The sequence below is a fragment of the Yersinia fenwicki genome (genome assembly GCF_043099325.1).
In the GTDB taxonomy this organism is placed as follows: domain Bacteria; phylum Pseudomonadota; class Gammaproteobacteria; order Enterobacterales; family Enterobacteriaceae; genus Yersinia.
In genome coordinates this window covers 63847-85515 of record NZ_CP170755.1, presented here as the reverse complement: position 1 = coordinate 85515, position 21669 = coordinate 63847, and the positions used below count along the sequence as shown (strand labels likewise).

Here is a 21669-nt window from a genome sequence, read left to right as displayed (position 1 = left end):
ACATTCTCGCAAGATTTGTGCCCTTACAGGCAGGGGTTCAGAGAGGGTGATCCCGATTACCGGGATCACCTATAGGTCAATGTTTTTAAATGCTTATTATTCGTTATTAAAGACTTGGTAGTAGATGCGAAGGCATCAGCTCATTCATATGACGCAGAGCAATGAGCTGGCTAGCAGCTTCAATATCGGGGGCAAAAAAACGGTCTTTTTCGTAGTAGGCCACATGCTTACGCAGTAGCAGGCGAGCTGGTTCCAGAGCATCTGATGTTTTCAGGCCCTTGCGCAAATCTAGCCCCTGACATGCTGCCAACCACTCAACAGCCAGAATGCCGCGCACGTTTTCAGCCATCTCCCATAAGCGCTTACCTGCACGGGGAGCCATAGAAACATGATCTTCCTGATTCGCTGAAGTTGGGATACTGTCGACACTGGAGGGGAATGCCAGCCCTTTATTCTCACTGGTTAGTGCCGCCGCCGTAACCTGCGCAATCATAAAACCTGAGTTTACGCCGCCGTTCTCCACCAGAAATGGTGGTAGCTGCGACATATGTTTATCCATTAACAGCGAAATACGGCGTTCTGCTAACGAGCCGATTTCTGCCAGCGCCAGCGCCAGATTATCTGCCGCCATTGCGACCGGTTCGGCATGGAAGTTACCGCCAGACAACACATCGCCCTGGTCAGCAAATACCAATGGGTTATCTGATACTGCATTAGATTCAATCGCCAGAACTTCCGCAGCCTGCCGCATTTGGGTCAGACAAGCCCCCATGACCTGTGGCTGACAACGCAGAGAGTATGGATCTTGAACTTTGTCACAATTACGATGAGATTCAGAGACTTCACTACGTTCGCCAAGCAAATGACGATAAGTACTGGCAGCATCAATTTGCCCACGCTGGCCCCTAACTGCATGAATACGGGCATCAAACGGGCTACGAGAACCTAATGCTGCTTCAACCGTCAGGCTACCAAAAACAGAGGCTGCGGCATAAAGGTCTTCAGATTCAAACAAGCCACGCAACGCATAAGCGGTGGAAACCTGAGTACCATTAAGGAGTGCCAGCCCTTCTTTTGCCACTAGTGTCAGTGGCTGCAAACCGGCTTTGGCTAATGCTGTATGAGCATCTAGCCATTCCCCTTGATAGCGGGCTTTACCTTCACCGAGCAGCAGCAAACTCATGTGTGCCAACGGAGCCAGATCACCGGAAGCCCCAACAGAGCCTTTTAGGGGAATATGCGGATAAACTTGTGCGTTAACTAATGTTATCAACGCCTGAATAACCTCAAGCCTGATACCGGAAAAACCACGCGCCAGGCTATTGATTTTCAATACCATAATCAAGCGTACAATCGCGTCATCATTGGGTTCCCCAACACCTGCTGCATGGGAAAGAACAATCGAGCGTTGTAGGTTTTCCAAATCTTCTGTCGCAATACGCGTGGAGGCCAATAGACCAAATCCAGTGTTGATACCATACGCAGTGCGCTTCTCTGCCAATATTTTCTGTACGCAATCCACACTTTGCTGAATAGGTGCATAAGCACTTTCATCCAAAGTTATTTGTACGGGGTGCTGATAAATATGTCGCAAATCAGCCAGCGTCATCTGGCCAGGACGCAGTGTCATTGTTGTTTTCATGCTTTTTTCCCCTGAGTTGCGGCAATCATTGGCAGGTTAAGCCCCTGCTCTTGTGCACAATTAATCGCTATGTCATAACCTGCATCTGCATGGCGCATTACGCCAGTAGCTGGATCATTATGTAATACTCGGGCGATACGTTCGGCTGCTTCGTCGCTACCATCACATACCACCACCATGCCAGAATGTTGTGAGAAGCCCATTCCAACACCACCACCATGATGCAGTGATACCCAAGTCGCGCCACTGGCAGTATTCAGCAATGCATTAAGCAGCGGCCAGTCAGAAACGGCATCAGAACCATCCTGCATGGCTTCAGTTTCGCGATTAGGACTGGCGACCGAGCCGGAATCAAGATGATCACGTCCAATCGCAATCGGCGCTGACAGCTCACCTGTTCGTACCATCTCATTAAAGGCTAAGCCTAATTTAGCGCGCTGCCCTAAGCCAACCCAGCAGATACGCGCCGGTAGCCCTTGGAAGCTGATACGTTCACGGGCCATATCCAACCAGTGATGTAAATGCTCATCATCTGGGATAAGTTCTTTAACCTTAGCATCCGTCTTATAAATATCTTCGGCGTCACCGGAAAGCGCGGCCCAGCGGAATGGGCCAACACCACGGCAGAATAACGGGCGAATATAAGCAGGAACAAACCCCGGGAAATCAAAAGCATGGGTAACACCCATATCTTGTGCCATCTGACGGATATTGTTGCCGTAGTCAAAAGTCGGGATGCCCATATTGTGGAAAGCCAGCATTGCTTCAACATGTTCTGCCATTGACGTTTTGGCTGCATTCACCACCAGTACCGGCTCACTTTGGGCACGGCGGCGATATTCTTCCCAGCTCCAGCCTTTTGGCAGATAGCCATTCAGCGGATCATGGGCACTGGTTTGGTCCGTCACCATATCCGGGCGAACCCCACGGCGTACCAACTCAGGTAAGATTTCAGCTGCATTGCCGCATAATGCGATAGAAACAGCTTTTCCAGCAGAAGTGTATTTTTTGATGCGCGCCAACGCATCATCAAGATCTGTCGCTTGTTCATCGACATAGCGTGTTTTGAGGCGGAAATCGATACGGCTTTGCTGGCATTCAATGTTCAAAGAACAAGCTCCGGCCAAAGTGGCCGCCAGTGGTTGCGCCCCCCCCATACCTCCCAACCCTGCCGTTAATACCCAGCGCCCTTTCAAGCTACCGCCAAAATGTTGCCGTCCCGCTTCGACAAAGGTTTCATAGGTGCCCTGCACAATGCCTTGGCTACCAATATAGATCCAACTGCCCGCCGTCATCTGGCCGTACATGGCCAGCCCTTTGGCGTCTAACTCATTAAAATGTTCCCAATTAGCCCAATGCGGAACTAAATTAGAATTAGCAATCAGCACCCTCGGCGCATTACTGTGGGTTTTGAAGACACCCACTGGCTTGCCTGACTGAATCAATAAGGTCTCGTCATCGTTCAGATGAGTAAGGCTTTCCACAATCTTGTCGTAGCATTCCCAGTTACGAGCCGCACGGCCAATACCACCGTAAACGACTAATTCTTTAGGATTTTCAGCTACTTCGGGGTCGAGATTATTCATTAACATACGCAACGGGGCTTCGGTCATCCAACTTTTAGCAGTCAGTTTTGTGCCACGCGAAGCTCGAATCTCAGTATCACGGAATCTATTTTGGGCAGTCACGGCAATTTCCTTCAACCAGTTTTTCAGGTATCAACGACATTACTTAGCTTGAATATTTATTAACATATACTCGTATAGACAAGTACAATCAAGCATCAAAAAAACAGCAATAAAACACCAAGCATTTAAAAATGAATGATGTTAATAATGTTTAAAATTAATTAGTTATAGGAATCCCCAAGGGGGTTAAGTCAAAGTGGAAGGATTTTCGACGTGATTTCGCCAGGGAAATTAGCATAAAATTGGTCTGTTTTTGCGCACGGAGTCACATATATTTCACATCGATTTTACATTGCGACATTCAAAATGCGGGATCTTTCACTTCATCATTATGGGGTAATATTGTTAGATCTATAAATAATGGATCATATCCATGCATCTCAGATTAGCTTGCGCCAGTTGTGAAGGATAAAGACTCTCGCCCAGTAGAATAAAACCCTGCTTTTCATAAAATGCCAATGCATTAGGTGTCGAGGCAAGGGTCAACTTTGTGAAATCTCGTAGTTTCGCTTCATGCTTGATCGCATCTAAAATACGAGATGCCATACCATGACCTTCAAATTCAGGTAATGTAAAAATAGCTTCGACGCTACCGGATGAGAGATCTAAAAAACCAGTGGCAACAGCAAGCTGGCTAATTGGGTCATCGATGACAAAAAATGGATTATGCGCTACAGCCTTAGGATATCCCGCAGGCATCTGATCTGGTGTCCAAGCTATCAATGTTTTTTCATCATACACATTTCGACACCCATGCCTTATGGCTTTATTCCTTACCAACCATAACTGATCTGCTTCATCAGGTGACGCTAACCTGACCTCCATATATCCTCCTGTTTTTATTCGACATACCAGCGGTAGGCCCCAAAATAATAAAAGCCCCGACTACACTAGTCAGGGCTTTTAAGGTACTACACATTTAAAATTAAACATTAATTAACTTAATAACGTGATACTTATCTTGGTACTATTTATAAAGATGTACATGTTTACAGGAATATTTTTGTTTAGAACTAACTCTGCCCTCCAATATATTAACTGAATGGTAACATTCCCAACTTATTACATTTAGTCATGCTTTTGATAAAACTGACTAAATTAGTACATCACCCTCGCGATATATACTCTTTGTTACGTGGCTTTACTTTCGTCGCGATATCCTCGATCTCATACTGAAGTACACAAATCGCGAACATTACTATAAACAACAAAGCCTTAACTCATCGCGTATCGTCCACAGAATGCGATTATGAAGATTTACTGCATGACCTTAAAGCATCATCGCATGAGTAAATTATAGATAAACTCATAACGAATCTCACATAAAAAAATATTTCGTGACCTTTATCGCATTATTTTAAATCTGCTACATGGACACCGGCTAAATAAAAAGTTCGCTACTAATTGCACCGGTGTTAAATTCCAATCTACGTGTTCTATATCAGATGTCAATACTGTTTTTAAGCACATGTATTTATTATCAGTACTATTGAAGATTTTATGGTGATTTATTGATTTAGATTAGTCTCAATCGTCCATAATCAGGGGCTCAGGTATCAAGACTATTCACATATAGCCATACAAAGGCGTTTATTGAGCACTATCCAGATACTAAATTCCTGAAAGTTCGCTAATTAGCGACGGCTATTTGTCGCATCATTACAGCAAAGGATATCTCTAGAATGGGGGTTATGCCCCCAGCACAGGGTAGAAACCAGTAGACCACGGTAGATTCAGACAGACTACTTTCGTTGCAACCATCGGATTATAAAAGGATTTATTGACGAAGAGAGAATGCGGGAGATAGGCCTTGGCAGATCACAGGAATACTTAAAACATTATTACACATTGATATATAAGTAAAATTTTAAATTGGAAGTATGACTCTATACACTTTCCTATACACAATAATTAATGCGGTGATATTTTGAACAACTATTAGGGTGAGAACTCAATAGGCATATATTCAAATCAGCCAAGAAAAAAAGATTTATAGAAAAACTGTTCACACTGTTCACTTTTGAATTTAATCATTTAAATACAATGTATTAGATAGTGATCAGTTAGTGACGAGTTTATCCTAACTAGTCACTTGCAGTGAACAGTCGGCCATTGAATACAAAAACACCGGCCTAGGCCGGTGTGATTATTTTTGAGGTGCCAAGATAAGTGGGACGAATTGGGGATAAAAGAAAGGCCTGCAAGCAGGCCCGAGTACACACTGATACATTGCTCCCCGGTGTTGGATGTATGAGGTTTGTACAACGCAACTATAAGTGTCGTAACTGATAGCGTCCAATGGGTTAGGCAGATCAATAACGCCATATTGATCGGTAGAAACGATCGTGATGTTGTTTATTCAATGTGCTTCACATTTAGGCAACCAGTCGGCCTCGCAATCTTCACTTAATATCAGATTGGTTTGCATCCCCTGATTGGTCTTACGTTTCAACAAGGCCATTTCATATTCACTCAGAGTCTGTGGTACAGCGCGCCCGAATGCGGTCAGGCTCATTGGCCGTTGATGGCCGCGCGCCTCCATAAATGACAGGTAAGCGTGATACAGGTATTTACGCGGATTAGCCGGGATGATGTTGGCATTCCCCATATACAGGCCATTGGGGGTATTAACCGCCAGCAGATAACCACAAAAATCAACCAACGGGTCAGCACCGCGTTTAATCTCCAGCGCTTCATCCGAGTTCTGCTGCGCTTCAAGTAGCGCACGGGCATCATTGGGAACAATAAAACGCTGCATCAGGTGACGCACAATAACCGCCAGTTCACCGGTAATTTTCGCCAGTAATAGCGGGTCGCGCTCATTGGCCGGGATAACCTCCGGGAACGGCAGAATAACCCGGCGACGGGATACGCCGCCACTGCGGTCACTGAACTGCATCGGGTTGTTATTGACGGCCAGAATCACCGCCGGGATATGGGTGGAATAGGCATCACGGTATTTTGGGTCAATGGCAACGGCATCGCCGCCAGTGATGGCTTTAATGCCCGCCCCGTCACCGCTCCATCGCTCTTGGTCTGGCAGGATAATCAGAGAGAACCCTACTACAGAGGCACGTTCCCGCGACGATTCCAGCGTATCGATGGTAGCCGAGGTGGTATTGTCTTTACCGGCCAGTAAGCTGGCGATGGAGGCCATCACGCTTTTGCCACTGCCGCCCGGCCCGGTCACTTCAAGGAACAGTTGCCAGTCATAGCGGTTCGCCAACACCATATATAGCGCCGCGAGAATACGCTCCTGTTTCTCATGCTGTTGCCCGGCGGCCCGCGTTAACCAGCGCCAAAAGTGCGGGGCATGGTCGGACAGATTTTCCCCGGCTTTGGGCGGGGTGTAATTCACACTGTTCACGGTACGCAACCAGTGCGTTTTTTGGTGTGCGCTGAACTGGCCGGTAGTGGTATCAAATACCCCGTTACGAAAACCTATCAAGTGCCGGGCGGGTGTTCCCATTTGTGGCACCATCAGCTTGAGCGTATCGAGTACGCTGTTTATCCCGGATGCTGAGAACGGGGCGCGGATTTTATGGAACAGAGCGGCAATTTCCCGGCTGAGTATCCGATACGGCAGCACCTGCCACGCCCCGTTCTCATAACGACACAGGTCTTCACCGACCTGTGGCACCGCCAGCAAGTGCTGATAGTGCTCTACCAACAATTCGGCCTTTTCACTGGCGCTCATGGCTTTCAGGTCGGCGTCACTGAGCGTATCGAACGGGCTGGGCTGTTGCGGCTGATTAAATGCCTGTAACTGGGTCAGGGCGGCCAGTTTACCTTGCTGCTGATAAACGTCGTTCCAGTCACCAATAACCGGCGGCAACGCCAGCTTACCGCCGCTCAATTGGGCGGCCTCGGTTGCGCGGGTCTGGCCGGTGCCGTTCTCGTCATTATCGGCGGCCAGCAATAGCAGTGCATCCGGGTAGTGGCTACGCAACTGTTGCGCCAGCGCAGGCAGATTGTTCGCACTGAGCGCAACACAAACACTTTCCCCGGTCAGGTGATGCACCGTTAGCCCGGTTGCATAGCCCTCGGTCAGCCAGATAACGGCGTTATCCTGTCCGGGCAAGAAATGACAGGCGGCTTTCACCTGTCCCCCGGCCAGTGTGCGCTTGTCACCGCTGGCGTTAATCAACTGGACGTTAACCACCTCGCCGGTGCTGTCGGTCAGGGGAAATAACAGGTCGCCGGGCTGATAGGCAATCCCCCCAACACGCAACGGTTTATCGTGTAATGTCAGCGCCTCCAGTTCTGGCCAGCCTTTGGCGGCCAGATAGGCATTCCCGGTCTGTGGTTGGGCGACAGTCAGCAGTTGTTTAGCCTGTTCTGCGGCCCGCTGTCGTACTTGCGCTTTCACCTGTGCTTCCTGTCCGGCATTGTGTATCGGTAATGGCGGGTGTGATGGTTCGCCTAATACCTCAGCCACTTTGCAGGCGGCTTCCTTGGGCGTGACCGCCAGCGCCTTTTCAACCAGATTCAGGCCATCGCCACCGCCGCACTGGTTACAAAACCATGTGCCACGCCCTTGCAGGTTATCAAAGCGAAAACGGTCTTTACCACCGCACATTGGGCAGGGCTGCGCCCGGCCTCCGGCAGTGATATGAATACCGAGCGCGGGGAGCAATACCGGCCACTGACCGGTAGCTACACGTGAGGTATGTGAAACGCTTAATGTTGTCATTCTCTGTTTCTCCTCAGTGCAGGGGGGTATTGCGGGTTGTGGTTATCTGCGCTTGGCACAGCTCATCCATCATTTTTTGCCCTAATACCGTCAGGCGCGGCGGAGCCAGCAGAATATCCGGCTGCACCATGTCACTGAGCATGGTGCAGGCCATATCCATACCGGCCTCTGGCCCGTGCTGGCGCACATAATAGCCCTCAATATCCATTGCTATCGTCATTTGCAATTCATCCAGCGAGTAACCAAGGCGTACCCCGTGAGACACGCAGTTATCAAGATAGGCATGGGCTAACGCACGGCGGTAAACAGCGGTACGGACTTCAACGGGCAGACAGGATTGATTCAGGGTATTCATACGATGGGGGCCTCCATGCGGGATAAGATTTGTGATTCGCAGGTGTTCATCACCTGTCCGAGCTGGTCAGTCAGTAACGCCACCATTGAGGCGAACGATTCAGGCGACGGTGGGGTAATACCGTGTAGCAGGCTGCTTTGTGTTTCCAGCATATCGAGGAACGTCACACCGACATTGTGCGCATGCTGGAGGCGTAAGAAATCAGCGTGAGGGATGCTGTACTGCGTATCACGGTCATAACGGGCGGCAAGGGTATTCATGCGACTTCCCCCAGTGGCAGACGGCCAGCAAACGACAGGATGTAGTCACGGGTTAAACGCAGGCGGGCATTCTTCTCACTGCTGGCGGTGGTACGCAACATGCAGGGACGCGCCGTTAATTCAGTACGGCGAACAGCAGCAAACAGATAGATAAATTGCGGGTGTAACGGGGTGAGGGATGTAGCCATAGTGGCAGCCTCCAATAAGTATTGGTTATTGCTACCACGGAAGTTCTCACACTTGGGTGGTAGCCCAGACGGGGGTGAGAAACCGGCCTTATTGGAAACCGGCCAGCCCGAAGGCTGCCCCGCCTGAGCCACCATTGCTTGATAGCGACAGTGATGTCGAAACCACTGTGCAAAAAACTGGTAGGCCGAGGCCACGACATAAAAAAACACGCCTGGCGCGTGTTGTGTCGCCAATAAGTAACACGGGTTCTCACGCCCGGCTGCCGATGTTGCGACAGCACGGCGACTATAACGCAAGGCCTGCAAAAAATGCAAGCCAGAGAAAAGCCCTTTTTGTGGGATGAGGGTCATCGGTTTAACAGTCAGTCTGAATATCAGGCTTGGGCTGTGCGGGGGCACGGGAGTAAAAATTGGCCTGTGCTGGCGTACTCGGCGTATTGCCCGACATCACTTGCACCACGCCGTTTAGCTGGCTGCGGTACTTGGGTAAAGCAAGGCCGGGTTGTTGCTGCGCAATCTGGAACGCCTCAGCGATGTATTGCACGTCGCCCTCATTCAGGGTGAAGAATTGCTCACCGATTTTTAGGGTGATCATGCTGATACCCCCTGACGGTTAGCAATACGCTCTGCCATCCAGCCCTCAATCTCAGAGGCCAGCCATGCGACGTTCTTACCGCCGAGGGAAATCTGTGCGGGGAAGTGGTCACGGCTAATCAGTTCATAAATGGTTGAGCGGGATAAGGCGGTGGTGTTAATCACTTCCGGCAGGCGCATAAAACGGTCACGCGGGTAGTGTATTGCCATCGGTGGAGGAGTATTGGATAAAGCCTGTTGTGTCATTGCAAGCATGTAAAGCTACCTTGTAGTTGTCCGGCCATATACCGCCGGGTTTGCTGGGATTCAGTTGGGTAGCCCCCTATTGTGAGAATATTTTTACCTGATGCAACAAGCTATTGTTGTGTGATTCAGCAAACTCACCAACCCATGCTCATCCCTGAAATTTGTCACATTTGCCTCTTTTAGCCTTTCTTTGCCTTTCTTTGCCTCTCTTAGTATTTCGTTTGTTTTTTACCCACATTTAATAGGGTTAATTGAAATATATAATATTTTTTAATTCCAAAACGGTATAAGAAATTGGCTGATTATCATTCTGTCTGAATGGTTTTTTAGCTAGCCAGAGAAAAAGCTCTTTTTTGACCGAGTGAACAGTAGTGAACACTTGGTGAATAGTTTCAAGTGAACTGTTCACCCTTTTATTTATTGATTATTAATACTTTTTTCCTAAAGTGAAGAGTAGTGAACAGTTTTGATAAAACTATTATCTTTATGGCCTTTTAGCTTGGCCGTGGGGAGAGTGTTGTATGGGAAATGGTACAACGAGCATTGATTGAGACGTTGTGTGAGAGCTTGCAAAATGACTCCACCTTGACTGACACGGAGTTATAACTAGATGAGCCAAACAACCCCACACCCAATTACACCCGCCCTTGAAAGCTTCAAAGCGGCGAAAGCGCAACACCTAAAGAATGAAGAAACCTATGAAGAAATTATGTCCTCCATTGCCCGCAGTCAGCAAAAGCAGCGCGACGCCGAAACCCAAAGCCAGCAGGCCGACGGCACTTGGCGTAAACTGTTTCGCAGCCTGCGCGGTGAAATGACGGATGAGCTACAAACCGAACATATCCGCCGGATTTCACAGCGGGAGTTGGCACAGGAATTCGGCCATCTGATTGAAGAACTCGAGCTGGATAAAAATAGCACTCTGCTAAAACTGTGCGCGTCAGCAAAACCCTATAAAGATACACATCGCGAAGCCCTAATGGCTTACGCAGACATAGAAATAGCCGCTGCATTGCACACCTTGTCACCAGAACTCATGCGGGCAGTAAAAATTAAAATGGCCGTTAACGATGTCTACGGTAATGAATCACCGGCGCGCGCGCTGAGTATGCTTATTGATGCAGCTATTGTAGCCGCCGCCCTGTATCCCTTAAATATGGCAAAAGAGACCATACTGGCAGAACTGACCTTAGAGCGGCCACAACCGGGTTATGTAGATTCTGATTTGAACAATAGCCCGATAACACGAACACGGCTAGCTGAAGCAATTATGGCAAAAAGGAAAAAACTCAATCCAGCCGGGGAGCAATAATTATGATGCGTTGTCCGGTATGTAAACATGCATCTCATACGCGCTCTAGTCGATATTTATCAGAGCAGACAAAAGAGGCCTATTATCAGTGCCAAAATATAGAATGCTCTTGCACCTTTAAATCAGTTGAGAGTGTTGACAGGATTATTACTCGACCTCCGATTAAAGAGCCTGAAATAATACCAGAGGTTATTCTACCAGAACGAAAAATATTAAATCGCTACGGTTCTAACGCACGAATTCATTAATAACCCCACTCCGCCTGTAACCTCTCAAGGCGGGGACTTTTCTCTGACTCTCACCACTTCGACCTTGCCGTTTAAGGGCTTTTTCTCTGGCTAGCCTGCCAAAATGAGCACTGCATGCATATAGTGCATGATTTTGCATGCAACGCCCCGGCATCAAAACACCTGAAACACCGCACCACAAGGGCTTGTAGGCTCTCTATGTCATGCATGAAAAGTGCATGATAAAGTCAGAGCGCGTAGGCGGGGGACCATTGCGCGCGAGACGCTAAACACGTATTAAATACCAACAATGTCACCAATCTCTCTTCTACAAAAAGAAGGTATATTTATTTTGTCCAAATCTATATTTTTAAGAAAATCCATGTATTCTTCTGGAGTTTTCAACCCACCAGGCTTCTTTTTTTTATAAATCATAAGTGCCGTCGATCTAGATAGGCCAAGAGACATTAAATTCAATACATCTACATTACAGGAACCAAATTCTAAATATGCACTTATGCTTTCTACTTTTAAAGCTTCACTTTCCATCCCTCGTTCTCTCATAACAAGTTTTAATATATCTTGATACACTTCCATATATTTAACTAGATTATATCTAACTTGTTTTTCTAAAGAGTTAAGTAACTTCCTTATAATTTTAGTTACTTTTCTTTTTTTAGCTATCTCTTCGATGAAACCATCATCTGAGTAGTTTATGATTATCTCTCTATCAACTTCATATTTTATGATACTTGACATGGATTTTCCGGTCATCCACTTATAAGATAACATACTGATCCATCTTGAGTATCTGTCACTTATATCCCAAGAGAATACATCTCTAATTATAGCGATAGCTTGATCTATCCTAGACTTACCACCTTTATAATATGGTGAATACAAAGAGTAGCTAATCAAATCATTTTCATTTAAAAAGAAATCATATAATGACTGTAAATATTCAGGTCTTATTGTTCTATGCAACAACAAGATATCATTTGGTACTGTTATTTTTAACCTCCTGATATAATCATAATTATACTCAAATATTTCATGACTATCAGAATTCTCATACTCAGATGTAAGGTAGGTATTAAATTTTTCATCATCTTTAATTTCATGATATAACTTAGCAAAGGCAACTTCAGCAAGATCTTTTTCTTTATCGTTTAATTCAATATCTTCAATTAAATTGAGAATAATACCGCCACCATCATGCATTACATTTGACATTGAAGATGATATCTCTTGCAGTTTTTCTCCTTGGTAAGAATCATCTTCCCAACTATCTGGTTTTATGCACCAGATATTCCCATGAAACTCTTTTAATAGTCGTCCTGCTCGCCCAGATAAGTTAAGAAAGTCAGCCCTCATCATTGGCTCATCACCACTATGTGGGTCTTCGACCACAATGTGTTTAGCTGGAAGATTTACTCCTTGTAACAAGGTACTGGTACATACGATAAACTTTATATCTCCCGATTTAAAAAGCCTCTCAATTCCTGACCTAATTATAGATGGCATATCTCCATAATGATAAGCAACACCAGATTGTAGGCAATGAATCAGTGAATAATAACTATGTATCTCATCATGAATAAAATCAATAAACTCACAAAGTTCATCTGATATTTCATGTTTATTTATATTCGCTAATTCAATTGCTACATTTTCAGCATCAGATGGTTTATTAGAAAAAATTATTAATGATTCATCTTGCTTACATATATATTTAGAAAATGCTGCTCGCTGCTCTCCCTTACTTCCTCTAAGCTTAAACCCTAAATCAACATTGCCAATATCAATCACTTTACCGTCATGTAAGATGGATATCTTAGCTGTGCTTATTTTCCTATTAACCGTTGAAACCAATATTATATTTTGAGAAACTGGTGATATATTTTCAACAAATGAATGCCCTGTCATATCTCTTTTAAATAAAGATAAAAAATACTCAGGATTCTTAATTAAAGGACTTGAAAATAGCATTGACACATTAGGGAACAATCTTAAAACCATTTCAATAGAATTCTGTAATACAATTCCTCTTTTCCCTTTCTGAATTTCGTGAGCTTCATCAACGATCAGTAGATCAATATAAAACCCAGAGTTATTATAGGAATTTGATAATAAACTAATTAAACGCTCTTGAGTAAGTACGTATATCGCCCCTGAAGATATAGTTGCTTTTTCTACTAAAACCGGAGTCGTTCTGATAATCACATCTTTCATTCCCGACTTGTAGAATGTATGCCTTATTGTGGTAGATACCTCTGAGATAAGCGCTCTCGTAGGAACAATATATACAATACATTCACTAGGAAAATCCTTAACTCTATCAACTAGACTTAACGCAAGAATGAATGATTTCCCTGCTGATGTAGGAGCAGAAAAACTTAATATATTATGTTTCTTCAAGCTACTAAAAAGATTATATTGAAAATCAGTTAATGAAATATCGTTTTGCAATGTGTTTTCAGCTTCCCGTGCTATCCGCTCTAAAGATAGATTAATATTCAACTCAGGTTCAGAACCAGAATATAATCTATCTCTCATTAAACTTCTACCGGGAAAGTTACCTATTCTTGATAAAACAACATCAGCAAATGGTATAATTCTTTCATATGAATTCCCGTAAAGTTCAATTAACCTACTTATAATCTCATATGCTTTTGATATTTCACCATCTACATCAGACACCGACAAAATTGATGCATAACCAAGTAGTTTATCAATGTCATTAGTAGTAATACTTTTACATGAAGATTCTTTTGTGAAATTATCATTAAACAAATTAATCGTACTTTCGATAATAAGTCTATTGTAAATTTCATTAGCCCAATCCATAGCCCACCCCTAATCCAAGGCTTTATTAAAAGCATCTCGAAAATCAGATACTGATGGGAAAGGAATAAAAAACACATCAAATTTTAAATGCTTGTGTTTAAATCCAGAAAACTTAGTTCTTAATATTTCAGTTATTCTGGGGAAATCTCTTTCAAATTTCCCCCTAAAATCTTCTAATAAGTGGTCCACATTACATAAATCAATGTATCCGTTCCAATCATAGCCTATCAAGCATGCATGATTTATTCTCACACCCTCACCCGGTTCACCTAGAGCTATAAGATCAGAAACTGCACTTTTTATTTCATTATTTGAGTACTTAAAATGCTTTGTCACCATAGAAAACTCATGCTTATACATCTCATTTTCATGGAAACCATCAATGCTATCTAGGGCCGACTTAATGGCAGCTGAGATATTTTTGTATAACTTAGCTTCGCCAAAATAAAAGTCTACAATCCTATCTATAGGATCCCACCTTGCATGAATCCCATCAGACCCTTTTACTTCATCATTAGAATTGGTTTTTAATTCCATTTTGGCAACTATTTGTGGGGCTCCTAAGACAGCCTCCATAAGGAAAAAAAGTAATGCCTCACCCGCTTCTCCAGTTTTATCGGCTTTTTTTTCAGATATGTTGGGATGCCTGAAAAGTGCTCGAGCCTGTTTTACTAATCTAGCCGATTGTGTTGGCGTCAGTTGCTCATCCCGATTTTTAGACGAAATACAAAAATCAATTATATATTCATAGAGTGTTTCGGCTAATTTTTTTATCATTGGTAATCCATTACCATCAAACTTAAGATGATGAAATCTCAAGTTTGCTTTCATACCCTGTATTGTGAGGTCATGTTCAATCACTGCAATGCAGCTATTAAAATCTTTGGACTGTACTGTAACAAACTCATTAATACCTTTTAATGTGCTCACATTTGTCCCGTCATATCCAAACCTATTTGAATAAAATCAGCATACCACTGCAACATCTCTCTTCGCTTTTCAAGATACTGCGCATGATTGTAAGTGCCGCGAATACTGTTCTTATCAACGTGAGCCAATTGTAGCTCAATCCATGCACTATCATAGCCTTGCTCATGCAATATCGTTGACATGGTATGTCTAAATCCGTGACCCGTCGCACGGCCTTTATAACCCAGTAATTCAATGACCTGATTGACTGTTTCTTTACTTATAGGCTTTTTATGGTCATTTCGTCCAATAAAAATATAGGGGTAATGCCCGGTGATAGGTAAGAGCTGTTTAAATAGCGCTATAACTTGTGTAGACAGCGGCACGATATGAGGGCGACGCATCTTCATTCGTTCTGCTGGAATCTCCCACAAGCCGCTCTCAAGATCGATTTCCTGCCAAGTAGCAAAACGCATTTCCTTAGTTCGTACACCAGTCAACATCAGTATCTTTGCGGCGTTCTTGGTTATAATGCTGCCGGTGTAACCCTCTAGGTCACGAATAAAATATGGCATCTCCTCGGCGGACAGGAACGGGTAGTGCTGTTTCTTGGGTGTACTTAATGCGCTGGCAAGGTCAGGGGCGGGATTATATGCAGCCCGGCCGGTAATAATGGCATAACGAAATACTTCCCCGCAGCGCTGACGTACTTTGCGCGTTTTTTCTAACGCCCCGCGCTTTTCGATACGTTGAAGCACATCAAGTAACTCCAGCGGTGTGATTTCTGCAATTGGCCGTTTACCAATATACGGGAATATATCCGCCTCAAAGGTACTCATGATTTCTTCCCTATATCCCAAAGACCAACGATCCGCTTTAGCTTTATGCCACTCGCGGCTAATGGCCTCAAAAGAGTTTTCCGATGAAAGCCGCTGCGCCAATTTCTCAGCCTTTTTCACCTCTGCGGGATCTGTTCCATCTGCAACCTGTTTACGTGCCACATCTCGCTTAGAGCGAGCTTCAGCAAGGGATATCAAGTCATAAGTCCCTAATGACATTAATCGGGCTTTACCAGCAAAACGATAGCGAAAACGCCACCCTTTACTGCCGTTAGTTTCAATTAAGAGTGATAGCCCTTGCCCATCACTCAGGGTATAGGCTTTTTCTTGTGGTTTAGCACGGCGAATCTGGATATCTGAAAGTGGCATGTGTATAGCTCAAAAAGGTATAGGGTAATTCTATACCCTTTACTATACACAATTGTTACGGATTTAGAGAGATCAACTCGGACGCCCACGGACAACAAGACACTCTATCTATTGGTTTTATTGGGGTTTTTAGGACTTTTATGGAGTGATACGGAAGAGCTTTGGCGGAAGATCACAGGAGTCGAACCTGCCAGGGACCGCTGGCGGCCCCATCTGGATTTGAAGTCCAGCCGCCCCACCGGGGACGATGATCTTCCAGAGAAGATATGAGTGTAAGGCGGTGATTATAGCGTTTTTATTACATGGCGCTATTCATTCAATAGACATGATGAATAAATTCCCTCACCAGACGGAATCTAACGTCATCATCTGCGGCTTAAAAACGACTAATAGCTGACCTCACCATACTTATCACGATGCTCTTTTGGCGTGATTGAATAGCCTTTTTTGAAGACCGAATAGAAATATTGCAGCGATGGATAACCACACATTTGAGAGATTTCATTGATGGGTAATGAAGTTGCAGACAACAAATTGCGGGCCCTATCGAGCTTCTCTTCATGAATAACACCATGAATAGTCTGTCCAATATCATCTTTGAAGCGCTTTTCCAGATTTGAGCGCGACATCCCTACGGCATCTAGTACCTGTTCAACCTTAATCCCCTTGCATGCATGATGACGTATATAGTGCATCGCTTGAATCACGGCCGGATCGCGTAATGAGCGAAAATCTGTCGAACGCCGCGCCATCACTTTCACCGGAGGCACCAGAATACGCTGCAACGGCGCAGCTTCTTGTTGTTTCTGACGCTGATTAAGACGCTGATGCAATAACTTAGCCGCGCGATAACCCATCTGCCGCGTCCCCTGCACCACCGATGAAAGTGCTACTCGCGATAAATAGCGGGTTAGTTCTTCATTATCAATACCAATCACACTCAGTTTCTCTGGTACCGCAATATCCAGATGCTCGCACACTTGCAATAAATGCCGCGCCCGCGCGTCAGTGACAGCAATAATTCCGGTCTGATGTGGCAGCGTTTGTACCCAGTCCGCCAGCCGATTTTGCGTGTATTGCCAGTTAGCGGGCGCAGTGGCCATCCCCTGATAGACGACTCCTTGATATTGCTCTGCCGCGACTAATTGCCGGAAGGCATACTCTCGCTCCTGCGCCCAGCGTTTATCACTACTGGCCGGCAAACCATAAAAAGCAAAACGGTTTAAACCCTTCTCTTTCAAATGCATAAATGCTGCCTCAACCAGAGCTGAGTTATCCGTTGCAATATAATCTACTGCCGGATAATCCTCTGACTGATGATAAGATCCCCCCACACCGATAATCGGAACATCAACATTAGCCAGCAGTTGCTCTATCTGCCGATCATCAAAATCAGCAATAACACCATCGCCTAACCAATCCCTGATATTCTCAATGCGGCAGCGAAAATCCTCCTCGATAAAAATATCCCAGTCGCACTGTGAGGCCTGCAAATACTCACCAACACCTTCCACCACTTGCCGGTCGTATACTTTGTTAGCATTAAATAACAAGGTTATCCGGTAGCGTTTCTCAAACATGGGAATGGCTCCTGAAATAGGTGGGAGGGGTGATAGACAAAGAGATCAATGCAGTATGGCATTGATCTCTTTTTGATGATGGGATCAGACCCAGCGTTTGGTTGCAGAATCCATCCACACTGCCAACAGCAAAATTGCACCTTTGACAATGTACTGCCAGAATGTCGGCACATCTAGCATGCTCATCCCATTGTCGAGAGAAGCCATGATAAATGCCCCCATAACTGCCCCCGCCACACTCCCGATCCCACCCGCCAAGCTGGTGCCACCAATGACACAAGCGGCAATCGCATCCAGTTCGGCAATATTACCAGCTGAAGGTGAGCCTGCACCCAGACGTGAACTGAGAATCAGACCCGCCATTGCGACCATCAACCCGTTGATAGCAAATACCGCCAGTTTGGTGCGCTCCACATTCACCCCAGACAAGCGCGCGGCATCGATATTGCCGCCAATAGCATAGATCCGGCGGCCAAATGCGGTGCGGGTGGCCATAAAAATACCCGCCAACATCAATGCCGTGAGAATCAATACTGGAGTAGGGACGCCCCGATAATCATTCAGTAAATAGATGGCACCAAGAACGATAACTGCTGTAATAGTTTGACGAGTAACATCACCTTGGGGCGCGGCAACAGGTAAGCCCAGTCGGATACGATGGCTACGTCGACGCCACTGCCAGGCAACAAATAGCATCAGGCCAATTGCGCCAATGCCAAAACCAAGGCCGTTTGGCAGATAACTCTGACCAATCTGCGACATGGCATTACTGGTGGGTGAAACGGTCGTGCCGTTGGTAATACCAATTAAAATGCCACGGAAAGCCAACATCCCTGCCAATGTGACAATAAAAGAAGGTACTTTGCGATAAGCAACCCACCAACCATTCCATGCGCCAAGCACCAACCCCAATCCCAGAGTAACTACAATGGTCAGAGGGAGCGGCCAACCGAGCCACACATCAAAAATAGCTGCCGCACCGCCCAATAACCCCATCATCGAGCCAACAGATAAATCAATTTCGGCCGAAATAATGACAAACACCATCCCCACCGCCAAAATGCCGGTGATCGCCGTTTGCCGCAGCAGATTTGAGATATTCCTGGCGCTGAGATACGCCCCTTCGGTGGTAAAAGTGAAAAACAGCATAATCACGGCTATCGCCGCCAACATGACAAAAACTTGTAAATTAATCGATTTTAGTCGTAATAATGGCTTTTTATCGCCATTTTCGGGTGTGTTCACTTCGGTTTGATTAGCTTGCGACATGGGTTTCACTCCTGAGTGCGGCTTCCATGACCTTCTCTTGTGTCAGATTATGGTTAATGAGATCGGCTTTGATGCGCCCTTGATGCATGACCAGCACCCGATCACTTAATCCCAAGACCTCCGGTAGTTCAGAGGAAATCACAATGACCGCAATCCCTTGCTGGACTAATTGATTGATAAGTTTATAAATTTCGTACTTTGCGCCAATATCGATACCGCGTGTCGGTTCATCGAGAATCAAAATTCGTGGGTTCAATAGCAAGCATTTGGCAAGAATGGCTTTTTGCTGATTACCCCCACTAAGTCGCGCAATGGGCAGCTCAGAAGAAGAGGTTTTCACCTTTAATCGGGCAAGTGATTGCACAATAATTGATTGTTCTTTGGCGTCATCCAGCATGCTGAAAGAGCCGGTGAAGTCATCTAGTGCAGCCAGTGTGATATTAGCTCCCACCCCCATAACCGGTACGATACCGTCTTTCTTACGATCTTCTGGCACCATGGCAATCCCAAGTTTCATGGCTTGTTGGCAATGACTGATGGTCACAGCTTTACCATCAATAAATATCTCGCCTTGCCAGCGACCAGGATAAACACCGAATAAACATTGCACCGTTTCTGTTCGTCCAGACCCCACTAGCCCGGCAACACCTAATATCTCTCCGCGTTTTAAAGAGAAAGAGACATCATCAACTCGCCGAATATGGCGGTTTACCGGGTGCCAGGCACAAATATTTTTCACCCGCAGAATTTCCTCACCAATGTGGTGAGCTTCGTATGGATAGAGTTCTTTCAGTTCACGGCCCACCATCATGGCGATAATGTCATCTTCACTCATGGTCGCCGCAGAGCGAGTACCGATATGGCGGCCATCGCGGATCACACAAATATGATCTGATATCGCTTTCACTTCATTCAATTTGTGCGAGATATAGATGCAGGCAATGCCGTGATTGCGGAGATCACGGATGATATCCAGCAAAATAGCCGTTTCACTTTCGGTTAAAGAAGCGGTCGGTTCATCCAGTACCAGCAACCGAACTTGTTTGTTCAGTGCTTTTGCAATTTCAACCAATTGCTGCTGCCCAAGCCCCAATTCACCCACCGGGGTATGAGGGTCTACCACCAGTTTGACCTGTGCAAGCATTCGTTGGCAGCGCAGGTACATGGCGTCGTAATCCATAATGCCAAAACGTCCCCATTCGGAGCCGAGAAACATATTTTCCAACACAGACATTTGCTTCACCAAAGCTAACTCTTGATGAATTATCGCGATGCCTTTTTGTTCGGTTTCGCGGATATTTTTTGCCTGAAGTATTTCACCTGAGAAGATTATTTCCCCCTGATAGGAGCCTGCGGGGTAAATAGCACATAACACTTTCATTAATGTGGACTTTCCAGAGCCATTTTCGCCACATAAAGATAATACTTGCCCGGCCTCCAATGTCAGGCTGATATTATCTACCGCCTTGACGACACCGAACTGCTTGGTAATTTCTTTCATTTCTAGCAGGTAGGGCATAATTCCCTCCATATATCTTTTATGCCTGAGGTTGCAGCATAATTAGCTACAACCCCAATGACTTCTGATATATTCAGCAACGAAAAAATAATTAGTAAATGTCCGATTTCTTGTGGAATCCATCTGCTATAATTGTGCTATCGATATTATTTTTATCTACCTGAATCGGCGTCAACAAATAAGCAGGAACATCTTTTATACCGTTATTTAATTTACTATTTGCTTTTGGTTCCTCGCCTTTACCCAAACTTACCGCAATTTCTGCAGCATCGTTGGCTAATTTACTGATTGGCTTATAGACCGTCATAGTTTGGGTGCCAGCAACAATACGTTTTATTGCCGCTAAATCAGCATCCTGCCCAGAAATAGCCACTTTACCCGCCAAACCTTGTGCAGCTAACGCCTGAATAGCCCCACCGGCGGTGGCATCATTAGACGCCACGACAGCATCAATTTTGTTATTGTTAGCTGTTAGCGCATTTTCCATGATTTTTAAGGCATTTTCTGGTAACCAAGCATCAACCCACTGATCACCGACGACTTTTATTTTCCCCTCTTTTATCAATGGATTAAGAACTGTCATCTGCCCCTGACGGAACAGCTTGGCATTATTATCTACCGGCGAACCGCCCATCAGGAAATAATTACCTTGTGGCACTCGTTCAACCAGACTTTTAGCCTGTAACTCACCTACTTTTTCATTATCAAAAGAGATATAAAAGTCAATATCAGCATTATTTATCATACGGTCATAAGCTAATACTTTTATTCCTTCCCGTTTTGCTTCGGCGATGACATTACTTAATACTTGCCCGTTATAAGGAATAATAACCAAAACATCGACACCACGGTTAATCATATTCTCAATCTGCGACATTTGAGTTTCTTCATTGCCATTCGCTGATTGAACAAATACTTTAGCGCCAAGAGACTCCGCCTTGTTAACAAAAATATCGCGGTCTTTCTGCCAACGTTCAAGACGAAGATCGTCTATTGCCATACCAATTTTAATTTCTTTACTGAATCCGGGCTGGCTAAACATGACCAGAGCGGCACATGCGGAGAGTAAAATGTTCTTAAATTTCATCTTTCGGTACCTTTCTTATTGTGCAAGCAGGGTAAGAGAAACGGT

The 21669-nt window shown here is 45.2% G+C and carries 18 protein-coding genes and 1 tRNA gene; 2 read left to right on the top strand and 17 right to left on the bottom strand.

Annotated features, from left to right (window positions below; translation table 11 throughout):
* Positions 1 to 106 precede the first annotated feature (106 nt).
* The 9 genes from hutH to ACF3VQ_RS00330 all read right to left on the bottom strand — a co-directional run bounded on the left by hutH (position 107) and on the right by ACF3VQ_RS00330 (position 9675).
* Complete coding sequence (gene hutH, locus ACF3VQ_RS00370; protein ID WP_392432957.1) at positions 107 to 1642, bottom strand: histidine ammonia-lyase; 1536 nt, start codon at positions 1640 to 1642, stop codon at positions 107 to 109.
* On the bottom strand, positions 1639 to 3330 hold the full coding sequence (gene hutU, locus ACF3VQ_RS00365) for a urocanate hydratase (protein WP_392432956.1): 1692 nt from the start codon (positions 3328 to 3330) through the stop codon (positions 1639 to 1641). Before hutU ends, hutH begins: the two co-directional genes overlap by 4 nt.
* Before the next feature lie 351 nt (positions 3331 to 3681).
* Positions 3682 to 4155: a GNAT family N-acetyltransferase gene (locus ACF3VQ_RS00360; RefSeq protein WP_392432955.1), complete on the bottom strand. Its 474-nt coding sequence runs from the start codon at positions 4153 to 4155 to the stop codon at positions 3682 to 3684.
* A 1534-nt stretch (positions 4156 to 5689) separates the two neighbouring features.
* Entirely contained in the window at positions 5690 to 8023 is a 2334-nt protein-coding gene (locus ACF3VQ_RS00355) for a primase-helicase zinc-binding domain-containing protein (RefSeq protein WP_392432954.1), read from the bottom strand.
* A 13-nt stretch (positions 8024 to 8036) separates the two neighbouring features.
* Positions 8037 to 8378, bottom strand: coding sequence for a DUF5375 family protein (locus ACF3VQ_RS00350; RefSeq protein WP_392432953.1), 342 nt, complete (start codon positions 8376 to 8378; stop codon positions 8037 to 8039).
* On the bottom strand, positions 8375 to 8638 hold the full coding sequence (locus ACF3VQ_RS00345; RefSeq protein ID WP_032814182.1) for a hypothetical protein: 264 nt from the start codon (positions 8636 to 8638) through the stop codon (positions 8375 to 8377). The genes ACF3VQ_RS00350 and ACF3VQ_RS00345 overlap by 4 nt, the downstream gene beginning before the upstream one ends.
* Positions 8635 to 9177, bottom strand: coding sequence for a host cell division inhibitor Icd-like protein (locus ACF3VQ_RS00340; RefSeq protein ID WP_050099449.1), 543 nt, complete (start codon positions 9175 to 9177; stop codon positions 8635 to 8637). The genes ACF3VQ_RS00345 and ACF3VQ_RS00340 overlap by 4 nt, the downstream gene beginning before the upstream one ends.
* Positions 9178 to 9181: 4 nt before the next feature.
* On the bottom strand, positions 9182 to 9421 hold the full coding sequence (locus ACF3VQ_RS00335; protein WP_226722893.1) for a hypothetical protein: 240 nt from the start codon (positions 9419 to 9421) through the stop codon (positions 9182 to 9184).
* Positions 9418 to 9675 carry an AlpA family transcriptional regulator gene (locus ACF3VQ_RS00330; RefSeq protein WP_004874969.1) on the bottom strand — a complete coding sequence of 86 codons (258 nt, stop codon included), beginning with the start codon at positions 9673 to 9675 and terminating at the stop codon, positions 9418 to 9420. The genes ACF3VQ_RS00335 and ACF3VQ_RS00330 overlap by 4 nt, the downstream gene beginning before the upstream one ends.
* A gap of 601 nt (positions 9676 to 10276) precedes the next feature.
* Here ACF3VQ_RS00330 and ACF3VQ_RS00325 point away from each other — a divergent pair.
* Both ACF3VQ_RS00325 and ACF3VQ_RS00320 read left to right on the top strand, forming a co-directional pair.
* The gene (locus tag ACF3VQ_RS00325) at positions 10277 to 10978 is read left to right on the top strand and encodes an aldehyde dehydrogenase (RefSeq protein WP_246108425.1); all 702 of its coding nucleotides are present in this window, start codon (positions 10277 to 10279) and stop codon (positions 10976 to 10978) included.
* A gap of 2 nt (positions 10979 to 10980) precedes the next feature.
* Positions 10981 to 11226: an ogr/Delta-like zinc finger family protein gene (locus tag ACF3VQ_RS00320; RefSeq protein ID WP_145512779.1), complete on the top strand. Its 246-nt coding sequence runs from the start codon at positions 10981 to 10983 to the stop codon at positions 11224 to 11226.
* 276 nt (positions 11227 to 11502) lie between these two features.
* Here ACF3VQ_RS00320 and ACF3VQ_RS00315 read toward each other — a convergent pair whose 3' ends face one another.
* From ACF3VQ_RS00315 to xylF, 8 genes are all read right to left on the bottom strand, one after another.
* Positions 11503 to 14052 (bottom strand): DEAD/DEAH box helicase, encoded by a 2550-nt coding sequence (locus tag ACF3VQ_RS00315; RefSeq protein ID WP_392432952.1) that lies wholly within the window; start codon positions 14050 to 14052, stop codon positions 11503 to 11505.
* A gap of 9 nt (positions 14053 to 14061) precedes the next feature.
* Positions 14062 to 14982, bottom strand: a complete 921-nt coding sequence (locus tag ACF3VQ_RS00310) for a DUF1837 domain-containing protein (RefSeq protein WP_061112026.1) — start codon at positions 14980 to 14982, stop codon at positions 14062 to 14064.
* Positions 14979 to 16169 (bottom strand): tyrosine-type recombinase/integrase, encoded by a 1191-nt coding sequence (locus ACF3VQ_RS00305; protein WP_392432951.1) that lies wholly within the window; start codon positions 16167 to 16169, stop codon positions 14979 to 14981. Before ACF3VQ_RS00305 ends, ACF3VQ_RS00310 begins: the two co-directional genes overlap by 4 nt.
* A gap of 162 nt (positions 16170 to 16331) precedes the next feature.
* A tRNA-Sec gene (locus ACF3VQ_RS00300) sits at positions 16332 to 16426 on the bottom strand.
* Positions 16427 to 16555: 129 nt separating this feature from the next.
* A complete protein-coding gene (gene xylR / locus ACF3VQ_RS00295) occupies positions 16556 to 17749 on the bottom strand; it encodes a D-xylose utilization transcriptional activator XylR (protein WP_019084157.1) in 1194 nt (397 codons plus the stop codon).
* Positions 17750 to 17833: 84 nt separating this feature from the next.
* Complete coding sequence (gene xylH, locus ACF3VQ_RS00290; RefSeq protein ID WP_392432950.1) at positions 17834 to 19018, bottom strand: xylose ABC transporter permease XylH; 1185 nt, start codon at positions 19016 to 19018, stop codon at positions 17834 to 17836.
* Complete coding sequence (locus tag ACF3VQ_RS00285; RefSeq protein ID WP_392432949.1) at positions 19005 to 20537, bottom strand: xylose ABC transporter ATP-binding protein; 1533 nt, start codon at positions 20535 to 20537, stop codon at positions 19005 to 19007. Before ACF3VQ_RS00285 ends, xylH begins: the two co-directional genes overlap by 14 nt.
* Positions 20538 to 20628: 91 nt before the next feature.
* Positions 20629 to 21624, bottom strand: a complete 996-nt coding sequence (gene xylF / locus ACF3VQ_RS00280) for a D-xylose ABC transporter substrate-binding protein (RefSeq protein WP_392432948.1) — start codon at positions 21622 to 21624, stop codon at positions 20629 to 20631.
* Positions 21625 to 21669 lie beyond the last annotated feature (45 nt).